This is a genomic window from Phytohabitans sp. LZ39, assembly GCF_059359075.1.
This window is the reverse complement of record NZ_JCADBM010000010.1, coordinates 281,212-304,457: the sequence shown is the minus strand read 5'-3', so window position 1 is coordinate 304,457 and position 23,246 is coordinate 281,212. Positions and strand designations below refer to the sequence as shown.

Annotated in this window: 19 protein-coding genes and 2 pseudogenes; 7 read left to right on the top strand and 14 right to left on the bottom strand. The window is 71.7% G+C overall.

Annotation, left to right across the window (positions count from 1 at the left end; translation table 11 throughout):
- Positions 1 to 64: 64 nt before the first annotated feature.
- Genes AC5L36_RS21345 through rimO form a run of 3 tightly spaced genes read right to left on the bottom strand, consistent with a single transcriptional unit; the run spans position 65 to position 2,677 of the window.
- The gene (locus tag AC5L36_RS21345) at positions 65 to 535 is read right to left on the bottom strand and encodes a CinA family protein (RefSeq protein ID WP_441215395.1); all 471 of its coding nucleotides are present in this window, start codon (positions 533 to 535) and stop codon (positions 65 to 67) included.
- Entirely contained in the window at positions 528 to 1,118 is a 591-nt protein-coding gene (pgsA, locus tag AC5L36_RS21340; RefSeq protein ID WP_441215394.1) for a CDP-diacylglycerol--glycerol-3-phosphate 3-phosphatidyltransferase, read from the bottom strand. Before pgsA ends, AC5L36_RS21345 begins: the two co-directional genes overlap by 8 nt.
- Positions 1,115 to 2,677 (bottom strand): 30S ribosomal protein S12 methylthiotransferase RimO, encoded by a 1,563-nt coding sequence (gene rimO / locus AC5L36_RS21335; RefSeq protein WP_441215393.1) that lies wholly within the window; start codon positions 2,675 to 2,677, stop codon positions 1,115 to 1,117. The genes pgsA and rimO overlap by 4 nt, the downstream gene beginning before the upstream one ends.
- A gap of 69 nt (positions 2,678 to 2,746) precedes the next feature.
- Here rimO and AC5L36_RS21330 point away from each other — a divergent pair, with 69 nt between their 5' ends.
- The 4 genes from AC5L36_RS21330 to AC5L36_RS21315 all read left to right on the top strand — a co-directional run bounded on the left by AC5L36_RS21330 (position 2,747) and on the right by AC5L36_RS21315 (position 8,595).
- Positions 2,747 to 4,000, top strand: coding sequence for an FAD-binding protein (locus AC5L36_RS21330; protein WP_441215392.1), 1,254 nt, complete (start codon positions 2,747 to 2,749; stop codon positions 3,998 to 4,000).
- A gap of 222 nt (positions 4,001 to 4,222) precedes the next feature.
- Positions 4,223 to 4,666: a nitroreductase family deazaflavin-dependent oxidoreductase gene (locus tag AC5L36_RS21325; protein WP_441215391.1), complete on the top strand. Its 444-nt coding sequence runs from the start codon at positions 4,223 to 4,225 to the stop codon at positions 4,664 to 4,666.
- A gap of 36 nt (positions 4,667 to 4,702) precedes the next feature.
- Entirely contained in the window at positions 4,703 to 5,917 is a 1,215-nt protein-coding gene (locus tag AC5L36_RS21320; RefSeq protein WP_441215390.1) for an FIST signal transduction protein, read from the top strand.
- Entirely contained in the window at positions 5,914 to 8,595 is a 2,682-nt protein-coding gene (locus tag AC5L36_RS21315; RefSeq protein ID WP_441215389.1) for a putative bifunctional diguanylate cyclase/phosphodiesterase, read from the top strand. Before AC5L36_RS21320 ends, AC5L36_RS21315 begins: the two co-directional genes overlap by 4 nt.
- Here AC5L36_RS21315 and AC5L36_RS21310 read toward each other — a convergent pair.
- The 4 genes and pseudogenes from AC5L36_RS21310 to AC5L36_RS21295 all read right to left on the bottom strand — a co-directional run.
- Positions 8,522 to 9,016 carry a DUF3291 domain-containing protein gene (locus tag AC5L36_RS21310; protein ID WP_441215388.1) on the bottom strand — a complete coding sequence of 165 codons (495 nt, stop codon included), beginning with the start codon at positions 9,014 to 9,016 and terminating at the stop codon, positions 8,522 to 8,524. The two genes, AC5L36_RS21315 and AC5L36_RS21310, sit on opposite strands and share 74 nt — an antisense overlap.
- A gap of 7 nt (positions 9,017 to 9,023) precedes the next feature.
- Complete coding sequence (locus AC5L36_RS21305; protein WP_441215387.1) at positions 9,024 to 9,665, bottom strand: helix-turn-helix transcriptional regulator; 642 nt, start codon at positions 9,663 to 9,665, stop codon at positions 9,024 to 9,026.
- Positions 9,666 to 10,040: 375 nt separating this feature from the next.
- Positions 10,041 to 11,627, bottom strand: a pseudogene (locus tag AC5L36_RS21300) (DNA translocase FtsK); the annotation flags it as partial.
- 219 nt (positions 11,628 to 11,846) lie between these two features.
- Positions 11,847 to 12,320, bottom strand: a pseudogene (locus tag AC5L36_RS21295) (DNA translocase FtsK 4TM domain-containing protein); the annotation flags it as partial.
- A 344-nt stretch (positions 12,321 to 12,664) separates the two neighbouring features.
- Between AC5L36_RS21295 and AC5L36_RS21290 the strand changes: the two are divergent.
- The 3 genes from AC5L36_RS21290 to AC5L36_RS21280 are packed head-to-tail and all read left to right on the top strand — an operon-like array spanning position 12,665 to position 16,466.
- Entirely contained in the window at positions 12,665 to 13,099 is a 435-nt protein-coding gene (locus tag AC5L36_RS21290; protein WP_441215386.1) for a type III secretion system chaperone family protein, read from the top strand.
- Positions 13,096 to 14,901 (top strand): HSP90 family protein, encoded by a 1,806-nt coding sequence (locus AC5L36_RS21285; protein WP_441215385.1) that lies wholly within the window; start codon positions 13,096 to 13,098, stop codon positions 14,899 to 14,901. Before AC5L36_RS21290 ends, AC5L36_RS21285 begins: the two co-directional genes overlap by 4 nt.
- A complete protein-coding gene (locus AC5L36_RS21280; protein WP_441215384.1) occupies positions 14,898 to 16,466 on the top strand; it encodes a type III secretion system chaperone family protein in 1,569 nt (522 codons plus the stop codon). The genes AC5L36_RS21285 and AC5L36_RS21280 overlap by 4 nt, the downstream gene beginning before the upstream one ends.
- Here the strand turns inward: AC5L36_RS21280 and AC5L36_RS21275 are convergent.
- The 7 genes from AC5L36_RS21275 to dapA form a co-directional block, all read right to left on the bottom strand.
- Positions 16,423 to 16,899 (bottom strand): DUF2784 domain-containing protein, encoded by a 477-nt coding sequence (locus AC5L36_RS21275; protein ID WP_441215383.1) that lies wholly within the window; start codon positions 16,897 to 16,899, stop codon positions 16,423 to 16,425. The two genes, AC5L36_RS21280 and AC5L36_RS21275, sit on opposite strands and share 44 nt — an antisense overlap.
- 362 nt (positions 16,900 to 17,261) lie before the next feature.
- A complete protein-coding gene (locus tag AC5L36_RS21270) occupies positions 17,262 to 18,713 on the bottom strand; it encodes a S1 family peptidase (RefSeq protein ID WP_441215382.1) in 1,452 nt (483 codons plus the stop codon).
- 201 nt (positions 18,714 to 18,914) lie between these two features.
- Positions 18,915 to 19,103, bottom strand: coding sequence for a DUF397 domain-containing protein (locus AC5L36_RS21265; protein WP_441215428.1), 189 nt, complete (start codon positions 19,101 to 19,103; stop codon positions 18,915 to 18,917).
- A gap of 109 nt (positions 19,104 to 19,212) precedes the next feature.
- The gene (locus AC5L36_RS21260) at positions 19,213 to 19,410 is read right to left on the bottom strand and encodes a DUF397 domain-containing protein (protein WP_441215381.1); all 198 of its coding nucleotides are present in this window, start codon (positions 19,408 to 19,410) and stop codon (positions 19,213 to 19,215) included.
- Positions 19,411 to 19,511: 101 nt separating this feature from the next.
- Positions 19,512 to 20,405 carry a helix-turn-helix domain-containing protein gene (locus AC5L36_RS21255; protein ID WP_441215380.1) on the bottom strand — a complete coding sequence of 298 codons (894 nt, stop codon included), beginning with the start codon at positions 20,403 to 20,405 and terminating at the stop codon, positions 19,512 to 19,514.
- 226 nt (positions 20,406 to 20,631) lie between these two features.
- Entirely contained in the window at positions 20,632 to 22,320 is a 1,689-nt protein-coding gene (locus AC5L36_RS21250) for a ribonuclease J (protein WP_441215379.1), read from the bottom strand.
- Positions 22,317 to 23,210 (bottom strand): 4-hydroxy-tetrahydrodipicolinate synthase, encoded by an 894-nt coding sequence (gene dapA / locus AC5L36_RS21245; protein WP_441215378.1) that lies wholly within the window; start codon positions 23,208 to 23,210, stop codon positions 22,317 to 22,319. The genes AC5L36_RS21250 and dapA overlap by 4 nt, the downstream gene beginning before the upstream one ends.
- Positions 23,211 to 23,246: the final 36 nt, after the last annotated feature.

Here is a 23,246-nt window from a genome sequence, read left to right as displayed (position 1 = left end):
CCCCTGGAAAGGCTGCCCGCAACGTTACCCGCTACCCGCCCGCAACTCACAGAGGTGAGCGGGCCTAGAGGTGCTCGGTCAGCAGCCGGAGGGCCTCGGTCACGCTGGCTGAGCGGATGGCTTGGCGCCCGCCGCCCAGCGAAAGTTCGCGCACGGCTGAACCGGTCGGGCCGGCCACCGCCACGTAGACCAGGCCCACGGGCTTGCCGCCCTGCGGCTCGGGCCCGGCCACACCCGTAGTGGAGAGCCCCCAGTCGGCGCCGCAGCGGGCACGCCCGCCCTCGGCCAGCGCGAGCGCCACGTCGGGGTCGACCGGGCCGCGCTCGTCGAGCAGATCCTCCGGCACGCCGGCCAGCGAGGCCTTGAGCTCCGTCGCGTAGACCACCAGCCCGCCCCGGTAGACCGCGCTCGCACCGGCCACCTCGACCAGCATGGCCGCGACGAGCCCGCCGGTGAGCGACTCGATGGTGGCGAGCGTCTCCTTGCGCTCCACGAGGGCGTGCACCACCCCGGCGGCGGCCGACGGATCAGACACGCGCCGCCGCCCGCATGCGGAGGGCCCGGAGGGTGTAGTCGAGACCGGTGACCGTGGTCACCACGACCGCGGCGGCCATGATCCAGGGACCGATGTCGGAGATCGGATCCGGGAACGGCCACAGATACCAGGCGATCGCCATGATCTGGAGGGTTGTCTTGATCTTGCCGCCCTTGCTGGCCGCGATCACGCCGTATCGGATCACCCAGAAGCGCAGCAGTGTCACGCCCACCTCGCGTACCAGGATCACCACCGTCACCCACCAGGGCAGCCGGTCGTACCAGGAGAGCAGCACCAGCGCGGCGCCGGTGAGCGCCTTGTCGGCGATCGGGTCGGCGACCTTGCCGAACGCGGTGACCAGCCCGTATCGCCGGGCGATCCAGCCGTCGACGAAGTCGGTGAGCGAGGCGAACCCGAACGTCAGGCAGGCCGCGACGCGCCAGTCTCGCCCGACCATGTCGGACGCCACGACCATCGCCACGAACAGCGGCACCATGACGAGCCGGAGCGCGGTAATCGCGTTTGCCGCGTTGACGAGTGGCACCGGCGGCACCGGCGCGGCCCGAAGCGCGGGGTCGGTCATGGCGCGGCCGCCGAGACCATCTCGGTCGGCACGGCCACGAGGTCGACGCCCTCGGTGCCGGTGACCGTGGCCCGCACCAGGTCGCCGGGCACGAGCGCGGCCAGGTCGACGCCCGCGTCGCCGGCGACCAGCGTCACCGAGCCGTCGACCTCGGGCGCCTGGTGGGCGGCACGGCCCTCGACCACGCCGTCTTCGACGGTGTCGACGAGCACCTCGACGACCGAGCCGAGCCGCTCGGACGCCCGCTGGGCGCACAGCTCCTCGGACAGGCCGAGCAGCTTTTCGTATCGCCGCTTGATGGTCGCCCGGCCGACCTTGCCGGTCATCGTGGCGGCCTCGGTGCCGTCTTCGTCGCTGTAGTCGAACACGCCGATCGCGTCGAGCCGCGCGTCGGTGAGGAAGCGCACCAGCTCGTCCACATCGGACCGGGTCTCGCCCGGGAAGCCGACGATGAAGTTGCTCCGGGCGCCCGCCTCCGGGGCCAGCGCCCGCACCGACTCCAGCAGCTCCAGGAAGCGCTCGGTCGAGCCGAACCGCCGCATCCGCCGCAGCACCGGCTCGCTGGAGTGCTGGAAGGACAGGTCGAAGTACGGCGCGACGCCCGGTGTGGTGGCGATCACCTCGACGAGCCCGGGGCGGGTCTCCGCCGGCTGGAGGTAGCTGGCCCGCACGCGCACGATGCCCTCGACGGCCGCGAGCTGGGGCAGCAGCCGCTCCAGCAGGCGCGGGTCGCCGAGATCCTTGCCGTAGGAGGTGGAATTTTCACTCACCAGCACCAGCTCGCGCACGCCGGTCTTGGCCAGCCACTCGGCCTCGGCGAGCAGCTCGTCGGGCGTACGCGACACGAAGGCGCCGCGGAAGGCGGGGATCGCGCAGAACGCACACCGCCGGTCGCACCCGCTGGCCAGCTTGAGCGAGGCGACCGGCCCGTCGGCCAGGCGCCGCCGGCGCAGATGCTTGGGACGCACCTCAGCGTCCGCGTCAGCGCGGCCCCCAACACCGTGTCCGGGTCCGAACGACCCGGCGGGACTTACCTCAGCGTCCGCGTCAGCGCGGCCCCCAACACCGTGTCCGGGTCCGAACGACCCGGCGGGAAGGTGGCCGGGGATCGCGAGGTCGCTCTCCCGGCGGGCGACCGGCGTGAGCGGCAGCAGCTGGCGGCGGTCGCGCGGGGTGTGCGCGTCGAGCCGCTCGCCGGCCAGCACCGAGTCGAGCCGCGCGGCGATCTCGGGGTAGTCGTCGAAGCCCAGCACCGCGTGTGCCTCGGGCAGGCTGTCGGCGAGCTCACGCCCGTAGCGCTCGGCCATGCACCCGGCGGCGACCACCTTGGCACCGGTGTCGGCGGCGGCCATCAGCGTCTGGATCGAGTCTTGCTTGGCCTTGTCGACGAAGCCGCACGTATTGACCAGCACCACGTCGGCGCGCTCGCCGTCGGTGGTGACCTCCCACCCGTCGGCGTGCAGGCGGCCGGCCAGCTCCTCCGAGTCGACCTCGTTACGGGCACAGCCCAACGTCAGCAGGGCTACGCGACGGGTTTCGGCGGAGGAGGGAGACACCACCCGAGGGTACCGGTCCGCGCAGCGGAAGCACCTGAGGCGTCCGTACTGGAAGTACGAGACCATCAGGACGTGAAAGAGCGAATCAGCAACTGGGCCGGCAATGTCACCTTCACCGCGGCGCGCCTGCACCGCCCCTCGACCGTCGCGGAGCTTCAGTCGCTCGTCGCCGGCGCGGATCGGATCCACGCGCTCGGCACCGGCCACTCGTTCAGCCGTGTCGCCGACTCCCCCGGCGACCTCGTCACCGTCGCCGGGCTGCCGCCTGTGATGGACGTCGACACGGCCGCCGGCACGGTCACCGTCTCGGCCGGGCTGCGCTACGGCGAGCTGGCGCCGTACCTGCACGAGAAGGGGTACGCGCTGCACAACCTGGGCTCGCTGCCGCACCTGTCGGTGGCCGGGGCGTGCGCGACCGGCACGCACGGCTCGGGCGTACGCAACGGCGGGCTCGCCACGGCCGTGTCGGAGATCGAGCTGGTTACGGCGGGCGGTGAGATCGCTCTCCGGAAAAGAGGCGACGACCTCTTCGACGCGGCGGTTGTCGGGCTCGGCGCGTTCGGCGTCGCCACCCGCGTCACGCTCGACCTCCAGCCCACGTTCGACGTCGAGCAGTACGTCTACGACGGCATGCCCTTCGCCGCGCTGCGCGAGAATTTCACCGAGGTGATGTCGGCGGCGTACAGCGTCAGCGCGTTCACCGACTGGGCCAGCCCCACCGTGCGCAACATATGGGTCAAGCGCCGCGTCGACGAGCCGCTCCCGCCGCCGGCCGAGTGGCTGGGCGCGGTGCGGGCGGACGGCCCACGCCACCCGGTCCCCGGCATGCCGGCCGAAAACTGCACCGAGCAGCTCGGCGTGCCCGGTCCGTGGCACGCGCGGCTGCCGCACTTCCGGCTGGAGTTCACACCGAGCAGCGGGGAGGAGCTGCAAACCGAGTACTTCGTGGCGCGCGAGGACGCGGAGGCCGGGCTGGCCGCGCTGGACGCCGTGCGCGACCGGATCGCCCCGGTGCTCCAGATCTCCGAGATCCGCACCATCGCGGCGGACCGGCTCTGGCTCAGCCCTTCGTACGGGCGGGACAGCGTCGCCTTCCACTTCACCTGGGTCAAGGACGCGGAGGCGGTCGCGCCGGTGGTCGCCGCGATCGAGGAGCGGCTGGCCCCGCTCGGCGCGCGCCCGCACTGGGGCAAGGTCTTCGCGATGGCGCCCGAGGTCGTCGCCGACCGGTACCCGAGGTTGCGCGACGCCGCCGCCCTGGCCCGGAGCCACGACCCGCGCGGCGTCTTCCGGAATGAGATGGTCGACCGCTACCTGACGTCCTAACTTCGAAAGATTTTGAGCTACCGCGACGTCCGCGGTGGTCCGGACCGCTGCTCCCGCGGCCTCACCCGTCCGCTGTTGGTCACGCGGTTGGGTCTTGCCCCGCGGACGTGGCAGCGGAGGCCGGGGATCTCGGCTCGCCCCGCGAGCCGCCGGCCGCCGCGGTCTCCGGCGGGAGCGGCGGCCCGCCGCTGACGCGGCCCGGGAACATCTAGCATCTACCGAGTGACGACTATCGATCTAGATCATCCGCTCGACCCACCGGCTGGCACGTGGCAGGAGGAGCACCTCAGTCGCTATCTGCGGACCGGCGGGCAAGACGGCCACATCTGGAACGGCGCGCCGACGCTGCTGCTCACCACGCGTGACCACCGACTCGGGCGGGCGCGGCGCACCGGGCTGATCTACGGGCGCGACGGCGACCGATACCTGGTGGTCGCCTCGGCCGGCGGGCGGGCCGACCATCCGATCTGGTTTCACAACCTGTCGGCGGACCCCGAGGTGCTCGTGCAGGTCTTCGAGGAGCGCTTTCCGGCGCGGGCGCGTGCCGCGACAGCCGAGGAGAAAGCGCGCCTTTGGGAGATCATGACTGATATCTGGCCGGACTACGACGTGTACCAGACGCGCACCGAACGCGACATCCCGCTGGTGATCATCGAACGTGCATAAGTGATCACGCACGGGTACCCACCAGGGACCCGAAGTGTGCGAAGATACGTCGTGTTTACCCAGCGTGACCAAGGGAGCGCGGCTTCGCGCCAGCTCACCGGTGTCGGCGCCAGCGACCTGACTGACTCCCGGGGGGCCGGCCGCGCCGCCGCTTCGGCCGCCGTGGGCCGGTTGGGCGGCCCGCCACCCACCCTCGTCGTCGTGTACTCGTCGGTGCGCCACAGCCTCACCGACCTGCTCGCCGGCGTGCGGGATGTCACCGGCACCACGCCGCTGGTGGGCGCCACCTCGAGCGGGCAGTTCCACGACGGCACGCTGACCCCGCCCGGCGAAGGCGTGGTCGTGCTGGTGCTCGGCCCGGGGCCCTACCGGTTCGGCGTGGCCTCGGCCAAGGGCCTGCGCGCCGACGCGTTCACCGCGGGTCGGGAGATCGCGCGGGCCGCACGCGACGCCGCCGGGCCCGAGCGGCTGGCGCACGCGGCGATCCTGCTCCTCGCCGACGGCCTCGCCGGCCACCACCAGACGCTGCTCAGCGGCGTTCACCGGGTGGCCGGTGCCTCGGTGCCGGTGGCCGGCGGCGCGGCCGGCGACGACCGCAGGCTGGCGGAGACGTTCGTCTTCCACGACGGCGAGGTGTTGGCCGACGCCGCGGCGGCGGTCTGGATCGACTCGCCCCACCGGCTCGATGTCGTGGTGGCGCACGGCTGGCGGCCGGTGAGCCTGCCGATGCTCGTCACCCGCGTCGACGGCACGGTCGTGCACGAGATCGGCGGCCGGCCGGCGCTCGATGTCTTCCGGGAGCACTTCCCCGGCCGGGCCGTGGAGCAGTCCCTGCGCTACGCGCCGGTGGACGGCTGGCCCCGCTCGCACGCGTTGGGCCTGATCGAGCCGGACGGCACGCAGCTGATCCGCGGTGCGTACCTCGACGACGAGGGCCGGCTCAACACGTTCGCGCCCCTCCCGCCGTACTCGGCGGTGCAGATCGTGGCCGGCGAGCCCGACGACCTGCTCAGCGTGGCCGACGGCATCGCGAAAGACGCGGTCGCCGGGCGGGAGCCGGGCGTGCTGCTGGTCTTCAGCTGCGTGGCCCGCCTCGACATCCTGCGCGACCGCGGCGCCGAGGAGCCCGGCCGGCTGCACGCCGCGGCGGCCGGCGTGCCCACGTTCGGCTTCTTCACCTACGGCGAGTTCGCCCGCACGACGAGCGTGGCCGGCTACCACAACGCGACAGTCGCGGCGATAGCCCTATGACCGCGGAGCACGTCGCCACGCTCCGGCGGCAGCTCGACGAGGCCGCGAGCGCGGTACGCCAGGCCTACCGCGACACCACGCGGCTGATCCGGCTGCTGGCGGCCGTCGGCCAGCCTTCCTCGCCGGGCGAGCTGACCGACCGGATGCTGCTGGTCCTCTCCGACGTGTTCTCCGCGGACGTGACGATGCTGGCCCACGTGGCGCCGCCGCGCATGGTCGTGCGCCACTCCTGCGGCCTGCCCGAGGACGACCCGGGGCACACCACCGGCTGGTCCCTGCCCGCGGAGTCGGCCGGCCCGCTCGCCAGCGCCGGCCTCGCCACGTTGGGCGGGCGGGGCGTGTCGGCGATGCCCGCCCCGCTCGCCGCGCTCGGCGCCCGGTTCGCGGTGTGGATCCCGCTCGACCCGGAGCGGGCGAGATCCGGGCCGGGGAGCGCGGGAGAAGCGGGCTCCGGCGCCGACCCGGGCGACGTGCTGGTGCTGTGTCGCGGCGCCGGTGAGGAGTTCACCCAGCTCGACCTCCAGGTGCTCGCGTCGGTGACACACCGCCTGCGGATGGCGCTGCACGAGCGCGAGCAGAGCGCGGTGATGGCCCGCCTCGCCCAGTCCGGCCACCGGCTGGCCCGCCACCTCGACCTGGTCCCGCTGCTCGACGAGGTGGCCGCGCTGCTGCGCGAGCTGACCGGCGCCGACGACGCGTGGGCGGTCACCGTCCGCGACGGCCGCGCGGTCCGCCGTGCCCACAGTGGACACGACGACACCCTCGATCCGGCCGACCAGCTGCCCGGCTGGGAGGCGGCCTGGCAGGGCGAGCCGTACGTGCTGGTGCAGGGGCATCGCCGGCTGGTCGGCGTGCCGGTGATGCGTGACGGCGAGCCGTGCGCCCTGCTGTACGCGGCCCGCTCGCTCCCCCGCCCGCTGACCGGCGACGCGGTCGAGATCCTCGCCGTGTTCGCCAACTACGTGGCGGCGGCGATCACCAACGCCGAGCTGTACCGCGCGCTCGGCCAGAGCGAGTCGTCGCTGCGCCTGATCACCGACTCGATCAGCGACCTCGTGGCGATGGTCGGCGCGGACGGGCGCTTCGCGTACGCCTCCCCCTCGCACGGGCGCGAGCTGGCCCGCGAGCCGGACCGGCTGGTGGGGCGGCGGGTCACCGACTTCGTCCACCCCGACGACCGCGCGCGGCTGGAGGGCGCGCTGCGCGGGGCCGCCTCGGGCGACAAGGTGGAGTACCGGCTGCGCACCGGCTCCGGCCACTGGACCTGGGTGGAGAGCGCGCTGCGCCCCGCCCCCTCGGCCGGCGGCACCGTGGTGCTCTCCTCGCGCGTGATCGACGACCGCAAGCGGCTCGAAGCCGAGCTGCGGCTGCGCGCCACCCACGACCCGCTCACCGGCCTGGCCAACCGCACGCTCGTCGCGCAGCGGCTCGCCGAGGCACTCGCCGACGGCGAGGGGGCCGGCCATGTCGGGCTGCTCTTCTGCGACCTCGACAGGTTCAAGGCGGTCAACGACCGGCTCGGCCACGAGGCCGGCGACGACCTGCTCAAGCAGGTGGCCGCCCGCCTGCGCCACAGCCTGCGCCCCGGCGACCTGCTCGGGCGCTTCGGCGGCGACGAGTTCGTGGTGGTGCTCGACGGCGTGGGCGACCTCGCCGACGTCGCACAGGTCGGCCGGCGGGTGGCCCGCGCGCTCGACGACACGTTCCGGCTGCACGACGAGCCGGTGCGCATCTCGGCGAGCGTGGGCGGGGTGCTCGGCGTACGCCGCCGCACCACCGCGAGCGCGATGCTGCGCGACGCCGACGCCGCCATGTACGCGGCGAAGGACCGCGGCCTCGGCCTGATCGAGGTCTTCGACGACGCCGCGTCGAGCCGCTCGCTCGACCGGCTCGGGCTCCGCTCCGACCTGCTCGGCGCGCTCGAAGGCGACCAGTTCGCGGTGCACTACCAGCCGATCTGCGAGCTGGGCAGCCGGCGGGTGGTCGCGTTCGAGGCGCTGCTGCGGTGGACCCACCCGCAGCGGGGCGCGGTGCCGCCCGACGTGTTCATCCCGCTCGCCGAGGAGACCGGCGCGATCGTCCCCATCGGACACTGGGTGCTCGAGGAGTCGTGCCGCGAGCTGGCCCGGTGGAACGGGCGCGCCGGGGAGCGGATGCGGGTCAACGTCAACCTCTCGCCGGTACAGCTCCAGCAGCCCCACCTCGCCCACGAGCTGCTCGACATCGTGCGACGGTCCGGAGTGGACCCGGGCGACGTGTGCCTGGAGGTCACCGAGCACAGCTACCTGCGCGAAGACGTCACCGAGAGCGCCTCGGTGCTCCGCTCCGCCGGGCTGCACTTCGCGCTCGACGACTTCGGCACCTCGTACTCCAGCCTCAACTACCTCAAGTGGTTTCCGATCGACCTGCTCAAGGTCGACCGCTCGTTCGTCGGCGGCGTGGCGGCGAGCGACACCGACCGGGGCATCGTGCGGGCGGTGCTCGCGATCGCCGACTCGCTGCGGCTCGGCGTGATCGCCGAGGGCGTGGAGACCGAGGAGCAGCGCGCGGCCCTGGTCGACCTCGGCTGCGCGCTGGGCCAGGGCAACCTGCTCTCCGCCCCGCTCACCCCCGAGGCGGCCGCTGACCTGCTGGGAGTGGCGCCGCCGCCGGCGCGGGATGCGGCTCACGCAGGGTGAACGCCTCGGGCCCGGGGCCCGCCTTGTCGAGCAGCGCCAGCCGCTCCCACGCCTCTTCCACGGTGGGGATCGTGCCGGCGGGGATCCACCAGAGCACGAGGTGGGAGCCGAGTCCTTCGCGGGAAAACCACTCCCGCCGCCGGCGCAGCTGCTCCAGGTGGGTGCCGTCGCGGTAGGTGAACTCGCGCAGCGCCTCGACCGACTCCCAGACCGACATGTTCACCATCAGGTCCGGCCCGAACGGGCGCAGCATCGTCGCGTCGTCGGAGCCCTCACCGATGAGCCGCCAGACGAAGCCGGGCGCGGCGTCGGCGCGCGCGTTGATGAGTTCGAGCTCGCCGACGAAGCCGGCCATCGAGGGGTCGTCGAGCGGCGCGCGCGGGTAGGCGACGTTGAGCTGGGCGAGGTGGTAGTCGGTCATGGCCGTACTATAAATCATCAGCGTTGGTTTTAGAAAGGACCACGCAGCAGTAGCCGGGACGCGGATCCAGCCGCGCCCGCCATTCGCCGTCGCCGGCCCCCTCCAGCAACCCCTCGACAAGGGCCAGGTTCATGCCGCAGACAAGCGGCGGAAACCGCTGCGCGACCTGGTGGAAGGGGCAGTTGCGCAGGCGCACCGTGTACCCGTCGACCTCCGGCTCGTAGCCCCGGGCGGCGAGCACCTCGACGGGGTCGGCGCCCGCACCCACCTTCTGGCCTTCCACGCGAGCGACCTCGTAGGCGGCGGCGTCAGCGCCGGACCGCTCGACCGCCTCGGCGAGCAGCTCGGCCGCCGACAGGTAGGAACGCGGCGGCACACTGACCACGTGCTCGCCGGCCGCCCGCTGGTAGAGCTTCGCCGGCCGCCCGGCACCCGGCCCGGAGCGCCCCGTCCGCCGCGCGAACGACACCTCCAGCAGCCCCGCCTCCACGAGCTTGTCCAGATGGAACGCCGCGAGCGTCCGCCCCACCCCGAGCGCCCCCGCCACCTCGTCCCGCCCCACGGCCACGCCGCCGGCATCGACGACGACCTGGTACGCCGACCGCCGCACCGGATCCGTCAACAGCGCGAGCGCCTCTAAATCCTCCACACGTTGACAATAGAGCCCTCGCCAGCCCAGGTCCGCCCGTCGTGATGCCTATTTACCCCTGTCCGCGCCAGTTACGGACCGTATGCTCCCGCGGGCACCGCTCCGGTCGGCGGCTCGCCAGGGCTCGCCGAGATCCCCGACCTCCACTGCCAGCTCCGCGCCCCAAGCCCTTCACCCTTGCCCCAAGAGGGCAGCCCTCTTGGGCGTGAATTCCCAGCAGGGGTCCCGTACACCCGCCCAGACAGTGACAGGGCTGCCCTCTTGAGGCAGGGGCGGGAGGGGTGAGCGGGACCAGCGGCGGACGGGTGAGGCCGCGGGAGCAACGGTCTGGACCACGACGGAGGTCGCGGTAGCTCGAAATGTCTTTGGCTCCGGTCACTCCGGGCGGAGCTGGACCAGCGCTTCCTCGAGCTCGTCGGGCTTGACCAGCACGTCGCGGGCCTTGGAGCCCTCGGACGGGCCGACGATGCCGCGGGTCTCCATCAGGTCCATGAGGCGGCCGGCCTTGGCGAAGCCGACCCGCAGCTTGCGCTGGAGCATCGACGTGGAGCCGAACTGGGACGTGACGACCAGCTCGATCGCCTGCACCAACAGGTCGAGGTCGTCGCCGATGTCCTCGTCGATCTTCTTCTTCGGGTCTTGCACCGGGGTAAGCACGTCTGGCCGGAACTCCGGCTCGCGCTGGTCCTTGCAGTGCTTGACCACGTCGTTGATCTCGGTCTCGCTGACCCAGGCGCCCTGGATGCGGATCGGCTTGGACGCGCCCATCGGCAGGAAGAGGCCGTCGCCGCGACCGATCAGCTTTTCGGCGCCGGGCTGGTCGAGAATGACGCGCGAGTCGGCGAGTGACGACGTGGCGAACGCGAGCCGCGACGGCACGTTGGCCTTGATGAGGCCGGTGACGACGTCGACCGAGGGGCGCTGGGTGGCCAGCACCAGGTGGATGCCGGCGGCGCGGGCGAGCTGGGTGATGCGGACGACCGAGTCTTCGACGTCGCGCGGGGCGACCATCATGAGGTCGGCCAGCTCGTCGACGATCACCAGCAGGTAGGGGTACGGGCGGATCTCGCGCTCGCTGCCGGGCGGCGGCTTGACCTGCCCGCTGCGTACCTTGCGGTTGTAGTCGTCGATGTGGCGTACGCCGGCGGCGGCCAGGTCGTCGTACCGCATGTCCATCTCGCGGACGACCCAGTCGAGCGAGTCGGCGGCCTTCTTCGGGTTGGTGATGATCGGGGTGACGAGGTGCGGGATGCCCTCGTACGAGGTCATCTCCACCCGCTTCGGGTCGATCAGGACGAGCCGCACCTCGTCGGGGGTGGCCCGGCTCAGGATCGAGACGAGCAGCGAGTTGAGGCAGGACGACTTGCCCGCGCCGGTGGCGCCGGCGATGAGGATGTGTGGCATCTTCGCGAGGTTGGCCACGACGTAGCCGCCCTCGATGTCCTTGCCGAGCGCGACGAGCATCGGGTGGTGGTCGCCGGTGGCGGCCCGCGAGCGGAGCACGTCGCCGAGCGCCACGTCTTCGCGGTCGGAGTTGGGGATCTCCACGCCGACCGCGCTCTTGCCCGGGATCGGGCTGAGGATGCGCACGTCGGGCGACTTCACGGCGTACGCGATGTTGCGGGAGAGCTGGGTGATCCGCTCGACCTTGACACCGTGGCCCAGCTCCACCTCGTAGCGCGTGACGGTAGGCCCGCGGGTGAAGCCGGTGACCGCCGCGTCGACGTCGAACTGCTCGAACACACCCTGGAGCGCGGCGATGACCTCGTCGTTGGCCTTGCTGCGGCTCTTCGCGGCGGCGCCCTGCTTGAGCAGGTTGGGCGGGGGCAGCTTGTAGTCGCCGGCCATGCCGGTGATGGCGAGCTGCTCGGCGCGGGTGGGCGGCGGCGAGTGCTCCGGCGGCTCGGCGACCTTGCGGGCGGCGGGCACGGAGGCGGGCGGCTTGCGGGGCAGGAGGACCGTGTCGTGGACGATCTCCTCCTCGTCCGGCTCCTCGTTGAGGCTCGCCTGGCGCCGGCGTGACGGCGAGCGGCGCCGGACCGGAGGCTCTTCTTCCTCCTCTTCCTCCGTGGGCTCCTCGTCGTCAGGGAGCGGCCGGCCCAGCAACGAGCCGACCAGCAGGCCCAGCCGCTCCGGGACCTTGTTGATCGGTGTCGCCGTGATGACCAGCAGGCCGAAGAGCATCAGCAGCACGAGCAGCGGGAACGCCACCCACTCGGTCACCGCCCGCTCGAGCAGCCCGCCGACGCCGGTGCCGATCAGCCCACCCGCGTAGTCGCGCTGGGCGTTGTCGATCGGGTCCTGGGCGAGGTGGAGCAGGCCGGCCGCGGAGAGGATCAGCGCGGACCAGCCGACCACGCCCCGCCCGCGGTGCTCGGGGTCGCTCGGCTCGCGCATCAGGCGGATCGCCGCGACGAGCAGCAGCAGCGGCAGCGCGGCGGCGATCGCGCCGAGGAAGAGCCGCACGGTGTCGGCCACCCGCTCGCCGACCGGGCCGGCGCCGGAGAACCAGACCGCGACGCCGGTGAGGATGGCCAGGCCCAAGAGCAGGAGGCCGCCGCCGTCGCGGCGGTGCTCGGGGTCGAGGTCACGGGCGGTGGCGGCCTGGCGACCGACGCCCCGGACCGCCCACCCCACGCTGTGCGCGACGCCCATCCAGACCGCGCGGACGCCGCGTCCCAACAGGACGGGCACATTGGTGCTGGAGGTGCGACGACGGGCGCGGGTGGATTGGCGGGCGCGACCGCTCGCGGCGCGCGCGGTGGACGCACCGCGCCGCCGACTCGCCTGGGTGGTGCGGCCAGCCATAGGCCCTAGGATCACACGGTAGCCGCAAGGTACGACGGAAGCGCGCCCACCGGCGGCGTGTCATTTTGAGGCGAAGACCCTTTGATCCGGCGCTGGCACCGCCGTCGTATCGTGCCCCGGGGACCCCTGGCCGCCGTTCATCGAGCGGTGCTAGGAAAGACCGCAGCCACATCCGAAGGGACATTTCTCGCATGCCATCCGAAGGCGAAGTCCAGACCCTCGCGCCGCTCACCAACGACCTGATCGCGCAGGTGCTGACCGCCCACGGCTACAACTTCGGCACTGACGACGACGGCGACATCGGCGGGATGTGGGACGACAACCTCATCTGGTTCTTCCGCCGCGGCTCCTCGGGCGAAATGCTCCAGGTGCGCACCCTGGCGGCGGCCGAGTTCACCGTCGACGACGTGCCGCGGCTGTACGCGTTCTGCAACGAGTGGAACCACGACCGCCTGTGGCCGAAGGCGTTCGTGCACGTCAACGACGACGGCACGGCCCGCGTCTTCGGCGAGGTCACCACCGATCTCGAGCGCGGTGTCTCGCACGCCCAGCTCGACCAGCTCATCGGCTGCGGCATCTCGACCGGCTGCCAGCTGGCCGAGGCGGCGGCGGAGCTCAAGTCGTGACGAGTACGGAGCACCGTTTCCAGGTCGACCTGCGCGGCGTGGTCGACCTGCTCAGCCACCACCTGTACGCGAGTCCTCGGGTCTTCGTCCGCGAGCTGTTGCAAAACGGCACCGACGCGATCACCGCGCGTCGCGCCGCGGACCCGGACGCCCCCGCCGGCCGCGTGGTCATCGAGCCGCTCCCCGGCGGGGCGCTGCGCGTGACCGACAACGGCATCGGCCTCACCGAGGCGGAGGTACACACGTTCCTGGCCAGCGTCGGGCGCACCTCCAAGCGCGACGACCTGGGCTTCGCCCGGCAGGACTACCTCGGCCAGTTCGGCATCGGGCTGCTGTCCTGCTTCATGGTCGCGGACGCGATCGAGGTGGTCTCCCGTTCGGCCAAGGGCGGCGGGGCGGTGAGCTGGACCGGTTACGCGGACGGCCGCTACACCACCGGCGCGGCCGAGGCCGCGGAGGTCGGCACGACGGTCACCCTCCGCCCGCGGGCCGGCGCCGAGCACTGGCTCACCCCGGCCACCGTGCGCGAGCTCGCCTCGTCGTACGCCCACCTCCTGGACGTCGAGGTCACCGTCGGGGGCGAGCGGATCACCGAGCCGCAGGCTCCGTGGGAGGTCGCCTACGACGATCCGGAGGTACGCCGCGCGGCGCTCCTCGACTACGGCGCCAAGCTGCTCGGCAGCCGCCCGATGGAGGTCATCGACCTGGGCGTGCCCGAGGCGGGGCTGCGCGGCGTCGGCTTCGTGCTCGCGTCGCCGGCCCAGGTCGGGCAGGGCGGCCACCGCGTGTACCTCAAGCGCATGCTGCTCAGCGAAGACGCCTCCAAGCTCGTGCCGGAGTGGGCGTTCTTCGTGCGCTGCGTGGTCGACACGAGCATGCTGCGGCCGACCGCCAGCCGCGAAGCGCTGTACGAGGACGACCTGCTCTCCGCCGTCCGCGCCGGCCTCGGCGAGCAGATCCGCACCTGGCTGCTCGACCTGTCGGTCAACGACCCCGACCGGCTGGCCGCCTTCCTGCGCGTGCACCACCTGGGTGTCAAGGCGCTCGCCGTGCGCGACGACGAGATGCTCAAGCTCGTCGACGCGTGGTTGCCGTTCGAGACGAGCCGGGGCACGATGCCGCTGCGGGTGTTCCGCCGCGGGCTGTCGATGATCCGCTACGTGGAGACCGTCGACGAGTTCCGTTCGCTCGCCGCGATCGCCAGCGCCGCCGGCACGCCGGTGGTCAACGCGGGCTACGCGTACGACACCGAGATCCTGGAGCGACTGTCCAGGGTGGACTCCGAGGCACGGGTGCGCCGCCTCGACCCGGGCGAGCTCGCCGCGCGGCTCGATCCGCTGCCGCCGGCCCAGGAGGCGCAGGTGGCGCCATTCCTGGAGACCGCGCGGGCGGTGCTGCGCGAGCTCGACTGCGTGCCGCTGATCCGCCAGTTCGACCCGGTCACGATGCCCGCCCTGTACGTGATGAGCCAAAAGGCGCGCACCCAGGACACCGTCCGGCGCAGCATCGAGGCGGTCGACGACCTGTGGTCGGACGTACTTTCGGCGTTCGACGACGTGGCCGTGGAACACCGGCCGGAGCTCGTCTTCAACTGGCGCCACCCGCTCATCCGCAAGATCACGTCGTACCCTCCGGGGCCCGCGCTGCGCCACGCCGTCGAGGCCCTCTACGGCCAGGCGCTGCTCGCCGGCCACCACCCCCTGCGGGCGGTGGACCAGGCGGCCCTCAACCGTTCGTTCCTCGCTTTGCTGGACCGCGCCTTCACGGACCTCCCGTCCTCTGACTCCTCGGAGAAATCATGAGCACCACGCACGAGCTGCAAGAGGCCCTCGAAGAGGCCCGCGACATGCCCGACGGCGACGGCAAGATCGCCGAGCTGGAGCGGATCGCCGCCCACGCCGACGCCGCCGGTGACGTGCGGCTCGGCTACGACGCCCGGATCGACCTGATCGACGCGTACAACAACCACACCGAGCGGTGGCGCATGCTTCCCGCGTTCGGGTGGTGCCTCGCGGCGTACGACCGCGACCCCTCGATGTTCGAGGAGTGGGACGGCGAGCAGCTGCGCTGGTACCACAAGTGGGCGGTGGCCACGCTGCGCAGTACTCCGCGCGTGGGGCTGGCGCAGACGCAGGCCGCGCTCGACGACATGGAGCGGCGCTTCCGGGCCGGCGGGCACAGCATGCAGACCATCTACAACCTCCGCTGCAAGATCGCCGACCACGTCGGCGACGAGCCGGGCGCGCGCAAGTGGTTCGACCTGTGGCGCACCGCCGAACGCGACGAAAACAGCGACTGCGCCGGCTGCGACCCCTCCCGCCAGGCCGAGCTGCTCGCCGGCTGGGGCGAGTGGGACGACGCGCTCAAGACGGTCGAGCCGGTGCTCAGCGGCGTGCTGGGCTGCGCCGAGCAGCCGGAGAAGGCACTCGTCGCGGTGCTCATGCCGTACCTGAAGCTGGGCCGCTACGAGGAGGCCGCGAAGGCGCACGTGCGGGCCTACCGCCGCCACCGCCACGAGCGGGACGCGTTCTCGTTCCTGCCCGAGCACATGCGTTTCTGCGTGCTGACCGGTAACACCGACCGCGCCGTCGACATCCTCGCCGAGCACCTGAGCTGGCTCGACCGCCCGTACGACGACGCCTCCGCCATGGAGTTCGCCGCCGTGGGCGCGCTCGTGTGCCGGCTGGCCGCGCCGACCGGCCGGATCGTGCACCGGCCGTCGTTCGAGAGCCGCCCCGAGGCCGACCTCACGCTGGAAGAGCTCGGCGCCACCCTGGCCGCACAGGCCCGGGAGATCGCCGGGCAGTTCGACGCGCGAAACGGCACCGACCACCAGTCCCGCCGCATGGCACAGTGGATGTCAGCCGAGCCACTGCTGGAGAGCCTTGAACTGCCACCGGACCAACCCACCCCGTCCTACATGAACGAGCCAGGCCTACCCCCGGAGGGCCGCGACGAGGTCGTGGCCCCGTTGACCGTGCAGGCCATCACCGCGGCGCTCGACGACCGCGGCGACCGCTACTACGTCGACGAAGACGGCACGGTCGGCGGCCAGTGGGGCAAGGGAATGCTGACCTTCGACTGTATGGGCGAGCAGGGCGAGATCCTGCACGTGCGCGTGGTCGCCCAGCGCCGCCTCCCCGCCGACCGGCTGATGGACGCGTACGCGTTCTGCAACGCCTGGAACCACGACAAACTGCTGCCGAAGGCCTACGTGCACGACACCGGCCAGGGCGACCTCATCCTGGCCGGCGACGTCACGACCGACCTGGAGCACGGCGTGGCCGCGCCCCAGCTGGGCGTGCTGCTGCACGCCGCGATCGTCACGAGCGCCCAGTTCGCCGACGAGGTGGCCGCCCTGCCGTAACGGGCACTGTCGCGGCGCCGTCCCGCTGGGGGCGGCGCCGCTCGCCGTCCCATTGGGTGCGGCGCTCGCCGTCCCGCTGAGGGCGGCGCCGTTGCTTTGCTACGAACCCCACCCACGAGACGACGACGGCGATCGCGGCGAGCACCTGCATCAGGGTGGCGAGCCGCTCGGGGTAGACGACGCCCTCGATGTACCGGTCGATGAAGCCCTTGGTCAGCCCGGCCTCGCCGGCCTGCCGCCGCGACCAGTCCTCCGCGTAGGTGAGCGGGCAGGTCAGCTGCGCCCCGATCACCACGAACCCCCACAGGCCGGCGGCCAGGTGCGGCCAGATCGCGCGCGGCCAGCGCCAGGCCAGAAACCCGCCCGCGACCGCGTAGGCCACGAAGGCGAAGTGCAGCCCGAGGATGATGCTGGTGAGCGCGCGGTACCCCACCCGGCCAGCGTATGCCGGCGCCTGGTAGATGGCCTGGTGTCGCATACCTAGGCTCGGGGTGTTGATCAGGGAGTTGGTGGGCGTGTCGGCCGATGTGTCGCGTCACCAACTCCCTGATCAATACCAAGGGGCCGCCCCTGAAGCGGGATGCCGGCGCCCAGATAGGGGCGCCGGCATCCGGCCCGCCCGCTCACCGCCGGCCCGAGTGGCGATGTGCGGGCTCTTCCTCCCGCCGCGGCGGGCGAGGAGGCGCGTCCGCTCGCGGCGCGCCACGGACCCGGCTGGCAGGGGCCGGATGTGCCCGCGGCGCCTTGCTGAGATTCTGGCCGCGCCGCCCCCTGGATCGAGGGCGGCGCGCTGGCTCACGGTGTGGAGAACCCCAACGTGTAGTCACCCGATCCGGTCCTGGACTGCACCCGGTAGCGGTACACGCCGGCGTTTCCGTTGAAGGTCAGCGTCTCGTCCGACCCGGAGCCGGTGGCCCGGGCCACGGTCTGCCACGCCTGGCCGTTGAAGCGCTGTAGGGAGAGGTCGAAGTCGGCGCCCTCCGGCCCGTCGAGGCAGGCGGTCTGCGCGCCGCCGGCGGTACGGAAGAAGCGGCCGTTCGGCTGGGTCTGGCGGGCGCCGCCGCGGCTCAGCGCGCCGGCCACCGTGACCTCCTCGTCCGCGCACGCGTTGGTCGCGGGCGGCTCCGGCGCGGGCTCCTCCGTGGCCGGCGGGTTGCCGGTGGAGGGCGGCGGGGCCACCTCACCGTTCGAGGTGACCAGCGTCAGCTGGTTGACCTGGAGGATCTCGGTCAGCGGCTGGAAGAACGTGACGCCACCCGACGTGCAGTCGCCCGAACCACCGGATGTGACGCCCTGCGCCTGGTCGCCGGACATCCAGGAGCCGCCCGAGTCGCCCGGCTCGGCGCACACGTTGGTGCGGGTCAGGCCGGTCACCGTGCCCTCGGGGTAGTTGACCGTGGCGTTCTTGGCCTGCACCACGCCGCAGAACGTGCCGGTCGTGGAGCCGGAGCGGCAGATCGACGCGCCGACCGGCGCCTCCTCCGCGCCCGCCACGGTGACCTCGCCGCCGTTGAAGTCGTTGACGACCGGACGCGGCGTCCAGTCACCGTTGACCTCGACCACGCCCCAGTCGTCGCCGGGGAACGACGACGCCGAGAACGTGCCCTGCGCCTCCTGGTTGAAGCCCGTGGTCGGGTCTCCGGTCTGTCCACAGTGGCCGGCGGTCACGAAGCCGCCCACCACCGAGAAGCCGATGGAGCAGCGGGCCGCGCCGTTGATGAAGAACGGGTCGGCGCCGCGCACGTCGAAGAACGGCGTCGGAGCCTCCTCTGTGGACAGCACGCGCACGCTCTGCGCCGGCGCGCCCGCGTCTACCACGAACTCGCGCGCCGCCGCCTCGCCGCCCTTGTTGGCGAGCACGACGACCGTGTTGGTGGCGACGTCGACGTACCAGCCCGGCAGGTTGGGCGTCGCGGCGTCGGCGTTCTGGTCGAGCGCCTTCTTGACCGTGTCGAGGTCGGCGGCGCTTCGCGTGACCACCTTCGGCTCGGCGCCGGCGGCCCGCACGCGCTCGGCCAGCGCGGGATCGGTCACCGCGACGGTCAGGCTGGTGGCGTCCGCGCTCAGCCAGGCACCGGCCCAGGCGTCGGCGGCGCCGCGCTTGAGGTCGGCGATGGTACGCGTCGCCGCGCGCTCGCTCGTCAACCGCGTGCGCGCCTGATCCTGCGTGATGCCGAGGTCGCGCTGGAGCGCCGAGAGGAGCTCGGGCTCCGGGCCGCCGGGCGCAGGACCTCTCGTGGTCGCCACCGCTGGGATCGTCACCGCGGCCGCGGCTCCCGCTGTGGCCACCACTAGTCCTATGGTCAACGCCCGTCTGCGGTCCATCCGCAACACCTCCCACATAGCCGCACTGATCCGGCAAATCGGGGTACGGCGGAGAGCTAGACGCGGATGAATGGGGCGGCGGTGGTGGATCTCACAGAGAAAGCCGAGAGAGTAGTGAACTGATCACTCTCTGCGGCGGTGCAGCCAAGCCAGGAACGAGATCCATTGCCCGGCCGAGAAGATCAGCCGTGGCCCTTCCGGATCCTTCCCGTCTCGGACCACCACTCCTTCGTTGCCATGTGCAACTTCCACACAAGCATTTGTGTCACAGCGGGCACTCTTGTGCCATTGAAGTCGTTCGGTGTCTGCCATCACCGACTCCACTCTATGCAGGGCCATCCTTACGATACGTAATCGCCCCGCCGAAAGGAAGAGGCGGCACCGTCGGCGCACGCGCCCCGGATGCCGCCTCGGTCAGAGCTCAGTCGAACAGGAAGTCGCCGTCGTGCACGCCGCCGACGAAGGCATCCCACTCAGCCCTGGTGAAGAGCAACGTCGGCCCGTCCGGACGCTTCGAGTCACGGATTGCGATGTCGTGGCCGACCGCGGCCACCTCGACACACGTGTTGCTGTCGCATCGCCCGCTCTTGCGCCAGACAAGCGCGGCGGTCTGCTCCATTCGGTTCTCCTCGGATAGGTAAACAGTGTGTTTTACCCCCCGCCCCCGTTAATCCTCGCGACGCTATACGTTGCGAGGATTACCGGGAAGCGAAGCTTTAATCAGCCGCTGGTATATCGGTCGGGCTCGGGCATCATCTGATCCGCGCGAGCCGCTATCAAACTCGCCGAAGCGGTCTCGCCGAGCGACTCTTGCCAGAGATGCTCGAAATATCCGCGGTGGCGCATAAGCGCCTCTCCGGCGTGGACGACCTCGTCCAGGAGGAGGCTTTCGCGGTAGAGCACCGCGTTTTCCTCGTCACCGAAGTCGCAGATGAGAAACGGACCGAGCATCGCGACCAGGGCACCCTTGGCAAAGGGCACGACCCGCACGTGCACGTTGGGCCGGCGCATGATGACCAGCAGGTGGCGCAGCTGCTCGGCCATCACCTCGACGCCGCCCACCGGTCGGTGCAGCACCGACTCGTCGAAGATGAAGAAGATGTCGGGCGGATCGGTGCGCCCGAGCAGCTGCTCTCCGCGCCGCAGCCGGGTCTCCAGGCGCGCCTCGCGGACGAGCGGAGACAGCTCCGGCTTCCAGAAATCGAGGACCGCCTGTGCGTACGCCCGGGTCTGGAACGGCCCGTTGACGACCGTGGGCTGGAAAATGCGAATCGCCGTCGCCTCGGTCTCGAACTGGAGGAGCTGAAGCATCGGTGGGGTCAGGTGCTCCCGGTAGCGCGGCTCGTCCCACCATCCGCGCTGTCGCGACGAACGGGACGACCGCACCAGCTCGTCGATCAGATCGTCGTCATCGACGCCGAACAACTCCAGTAACGCGAGCAGATCCGTCTTCGAGACGGTGACGTCGCCCTTTTCGATGCGGTTGACCTTGCTGAGTGACCAGTCGAGCTCGTCGGCGACGTGTTGCTGGGTGAAACCTCTCGCCTCGCGTGCCGCGCGCAACGCGAGGCGTACGCGGCGGCGTGCGACCGCGGGCGGCTCGGGCGAAGTCATGATCCAACCAATGAGGCGGAGCAAACCTGCCATGTGGCAGATAGCTGTTCCGCCACACGACACGATGCAGGACGTTACACGTGTCACTGGGGACACGCCAGGGCGACACAGACTTGCGAGCGACGACTTGCGGGACGGCTAGCGATCAGTGCCGCCAGTATGAGCGGGGCACGCCGAGATCGCCATGCCGCTATGTGCGACAGGGCGTGTGGGAAATCGAGGGGTCCTAGACCTCGACCACCGTGGGGACGATCATGGGGCGGCGGCGGTAGGCCTCGTTGACCCAGCGGCCGACCACGCGGCGCACGATCTGCTGGAGCTGGTGCGGATCCGTGACGCCGTCGAGCGCGGCCCGGTCGAGCGCCTCGGTGATCAACGGGATCACCGCGTTGAACGCGCCCGGGTCTTCCGAGAAGCCCTTGGCGGACACCGTCGGGCCGCCCACCACCTTGCCGGTGACGGAGTCGACCACGACGGTCGCGGCGATGAAGCCACCGTCGCCGAGGATCCGCCGCTCGGTGAGGAGCGACTCGCCCACGTCGCCGACGGCGAGCCCGTCGACGTACACGTAGCGGCTCTTCACGTGGCCGACCAGCCGCGCCCGCCCGTCGACGAGGTCGACCACGTCGCCGTCTTCGCAGAGGACGACGCGGTCGCCGGCGACGCCGGACTCGATGCCGAGGCGGGCGTGTGCGCGCAGGTGCCGCCACTCCCCGTGTATCGGCATGAGGTTGCTCGGCCGCACGACGTTGAGCAGGTAGAGCAGCTCGCCGGCGGGTGAGTGGCCGGAGACGTGCACCTTGGCCACGTCTTTGTGGATCACGTTGGCACCGGCGCGGGAAAGCTGGTTGATCACCCGGTAGACCGAGGTCTCGTTGCCCGGGACCAGCGAGCTCGCCAGCACCACCGTGTCGCCGGGCGCGACCGTGATGTGCCGGTGGTCGCCGATGGCCATGCGGCCCAGCGCGCTCATCGGCTCACCCTGCGAGCCGGTCGACATCAGCACGATCTGGTCCGGCGGCAGCGTGGTGGCCTCATCCAGGCCGACCACCAGGCCACCGGGGATGCGCAGCAGGCCGAGGTCGCGGGCGATGCCCATGTTGCGAACCATCGAGCGGCCGATGAACGCGACCTTCCGGTCGTACTCGTACGCCGAGTCGAGCACCTGCTGCACGCGGTGGACGTGGGAAGCGAAGCTGGCCACGATGATCCGGCCGGTCGCCTTGGCGAAGATCGAGTCGAGCACCGGCCCGATGTCGCGCTCCGGGGTGACGAAGCCGGGGATCTCCGCGTTGGTCGAGTCGGAGAGCAGCAGGTCGACGCCCTCGGCGCCGAGCCGCGCGAAGCCGGCCAGGTCGGTGATCCGCCCGTCGAGCGGCAGCTGGTCCATCTTGAAGTCGCCGGTGTGCAGCACCAGCCCGGCCGGGGTGCGGATGGCCACCGCCAGCGCGTCGGGGATCGAGTGGTTGACCGCGAAGAACTCGCACTCGAACGGCCCGAGCGTCTCCCGCCGCCCCTCGCGGACCGTCAAGGTATACGGCTCGATGCGCCGCTCGGCCAGCTTTGCCTCGACGAGCGCGAGCGTGAACTGCGATCCGACCAGCGGGATGTCCGGCTTGTGGGCGAGCAGGTAGGGCACCGCGCCGATGTGGTCTTCGTGGCCGTGGGTGAGCACGATCGCCTGCACGTCGCCGAGCCGGTCGAGGATCGGCGTGAAGTCGGGCAGGATCAGGTCGACGCCGGGCTGCTCCACGTCGGGGAAGAGCACGCCGCAGTCGACGATGAGCAGCTTTCCGTCGTACTCGAAGACGGTCATGTTTCGGCCGATTGCGCCGAGGCCACCCAGCGGGATCACACGCAAGCCGCCCTCGGGCAGCGGTGGGGGCAGCTCCAGCTCGATGTGCGCCCCGGTCATAGAGGAAGTCCCGCGGCCTCGCAGTCTTCGCGAAGCTGGGCTATCTCCGCCTCGCTCGCGTCGACCAGCGGCGAACGCACCGGCCCGGCGGGCAGCCCCTTCGCCGCCATGGCCGCCTTGACGAGGATCGTGCCCGGGCTGCGGAAGATGCCCGTGAAGATCGGCAGCAGCCGGTGGTGGAGCGCCAGCGCGGCGGCCATGTCACCCCGCTCGTACGCCTGGATCATCTCCAGGGCGCCGGGGCCGCTGAGGTGGGTCGACGTGCCGACCATGCCCACGGCGCCGACCGCGAGCGCCGGAAGCGTGAGCGCGTCTTCGCCGCAGTAGAACGCCAGCTCGGTGCGCTTGGTCACCCACGACGTCGCGATCAGGTCGGCCTTGGCGTCCTTCACGCCGACGATCCGCGGGTGCTCGGCGAGGCGGACCAGTGTCTCGGTGGCGACCGCGATGCCGGCGCGGTGCGGGATGTCGTAGACCAGCATCGGCAGGCCGGTCGCGTCGGCCACCGCGGTGAAGTGGCGGATCAGGCCGGCCTGTGGCGGCTTGTTGTAGTACGGCGTGACGACCAGCAGGCCGTGCGCGCCCGCCTTTTCCGCGGCGGTCGCGAGCTCGATCGTGTGCGACGTGTCGTTGGTGCCCACGCCGGCGACCACCTTGGCCCGGTCGCCGACGGCCTCTAACACCGCCCGGATGAGCTGCTCTTTCTCCCCGTTGGAGGTGGTGGGCGACTCGCCGGTGGTGCCATTGATCACCAGCGCGTCGTTGGCCTGGTCGTCCACCAGGTAGGTGGCGAGCCGGGCCGCTCCCTCAACGTCGAGTGAGCCGTCGGCGCGGAACGGGCTCACCATCGCGGTGAGCAACCGCCCGAAGGGTCGGTGGTCGTGCGTCATGCTTGACAACCTAGCGGACCCGCGCTGACCGGCCGA

Bases quoted from the DNA above. Each gene is read 5' to 3' on its own strand.
- pgsA (WP_441215394.1), bottom strand. From the start codon at position 1,118: ATGACCGACCCCGCGCTTCGGGCCGCGCCGGTGCCGCCGGTGCCACTC.
- AC5L36_RS21315 (WP_441215389.1), top strand. From the start codon at position 5,914: ATGACCGCGGAGCACGTCGCCACGCTCCGGCGGCAGCTCGACGAGGCC.
- AC5L36_RS21310 (WP_441215388.1), bottom strand. From the start codon at position 9,016: ATGACCGACTACCACCTCGCCCAGCTCAACGTCGCCTACCCGCGCGCG.
- AC5L36_RS21290 (WP_441215386.1), top strand. From the start codon at position 12,665: ATGCCATCCGAAGGCGAAGTCCAGACCCTCGCGCCGCTCACCAACGAC.
- AC5L36_RS21280 (WP_441215384.1), top strand. From the start codon at position 14,898: ATGAGCACCACGCACGAGCTGCAAGAGGCCCTCGAAGAGGCCCGCGAC.
- AC5L36_RS21265 (WP_441215428.1), bottom strand. From the start codon at position 19,103: ATGGCAGACACCGAACGACTTCAATGGCACAAGAGTGCCCGCTGTGAC.
- AC5L36_RS21260 (WP_441215381.1), bottom strand. From the start codon at position 19,410: ATGGAGCAGACCGCCGCGCTTGTCTGGCGCAAGAGCGGGCGATGCGAC.
- AC5L36_RS21255 (WP_441215380.1), bottom strand. From the start codon at position 20,405: ATGACTTCGCCCGAGCCGCCCGCGGTCGCACGCCGCCGCGTACGCCTC.
- AC5L36_RS21250 (WP_441215379.1), bottom strand. From the start codon at position 22,320: ATGACCGGGGCGCACATCGAGCTGGAGCTGCCCCCACCGCTGCCCGAG.
- dapA (WP_441215378.1), bottom strand. From the start codon at position 23,210: ATGACGCACGACCACCGACCCTTCGGGCGGTTGCTCACCGCGATGGTG.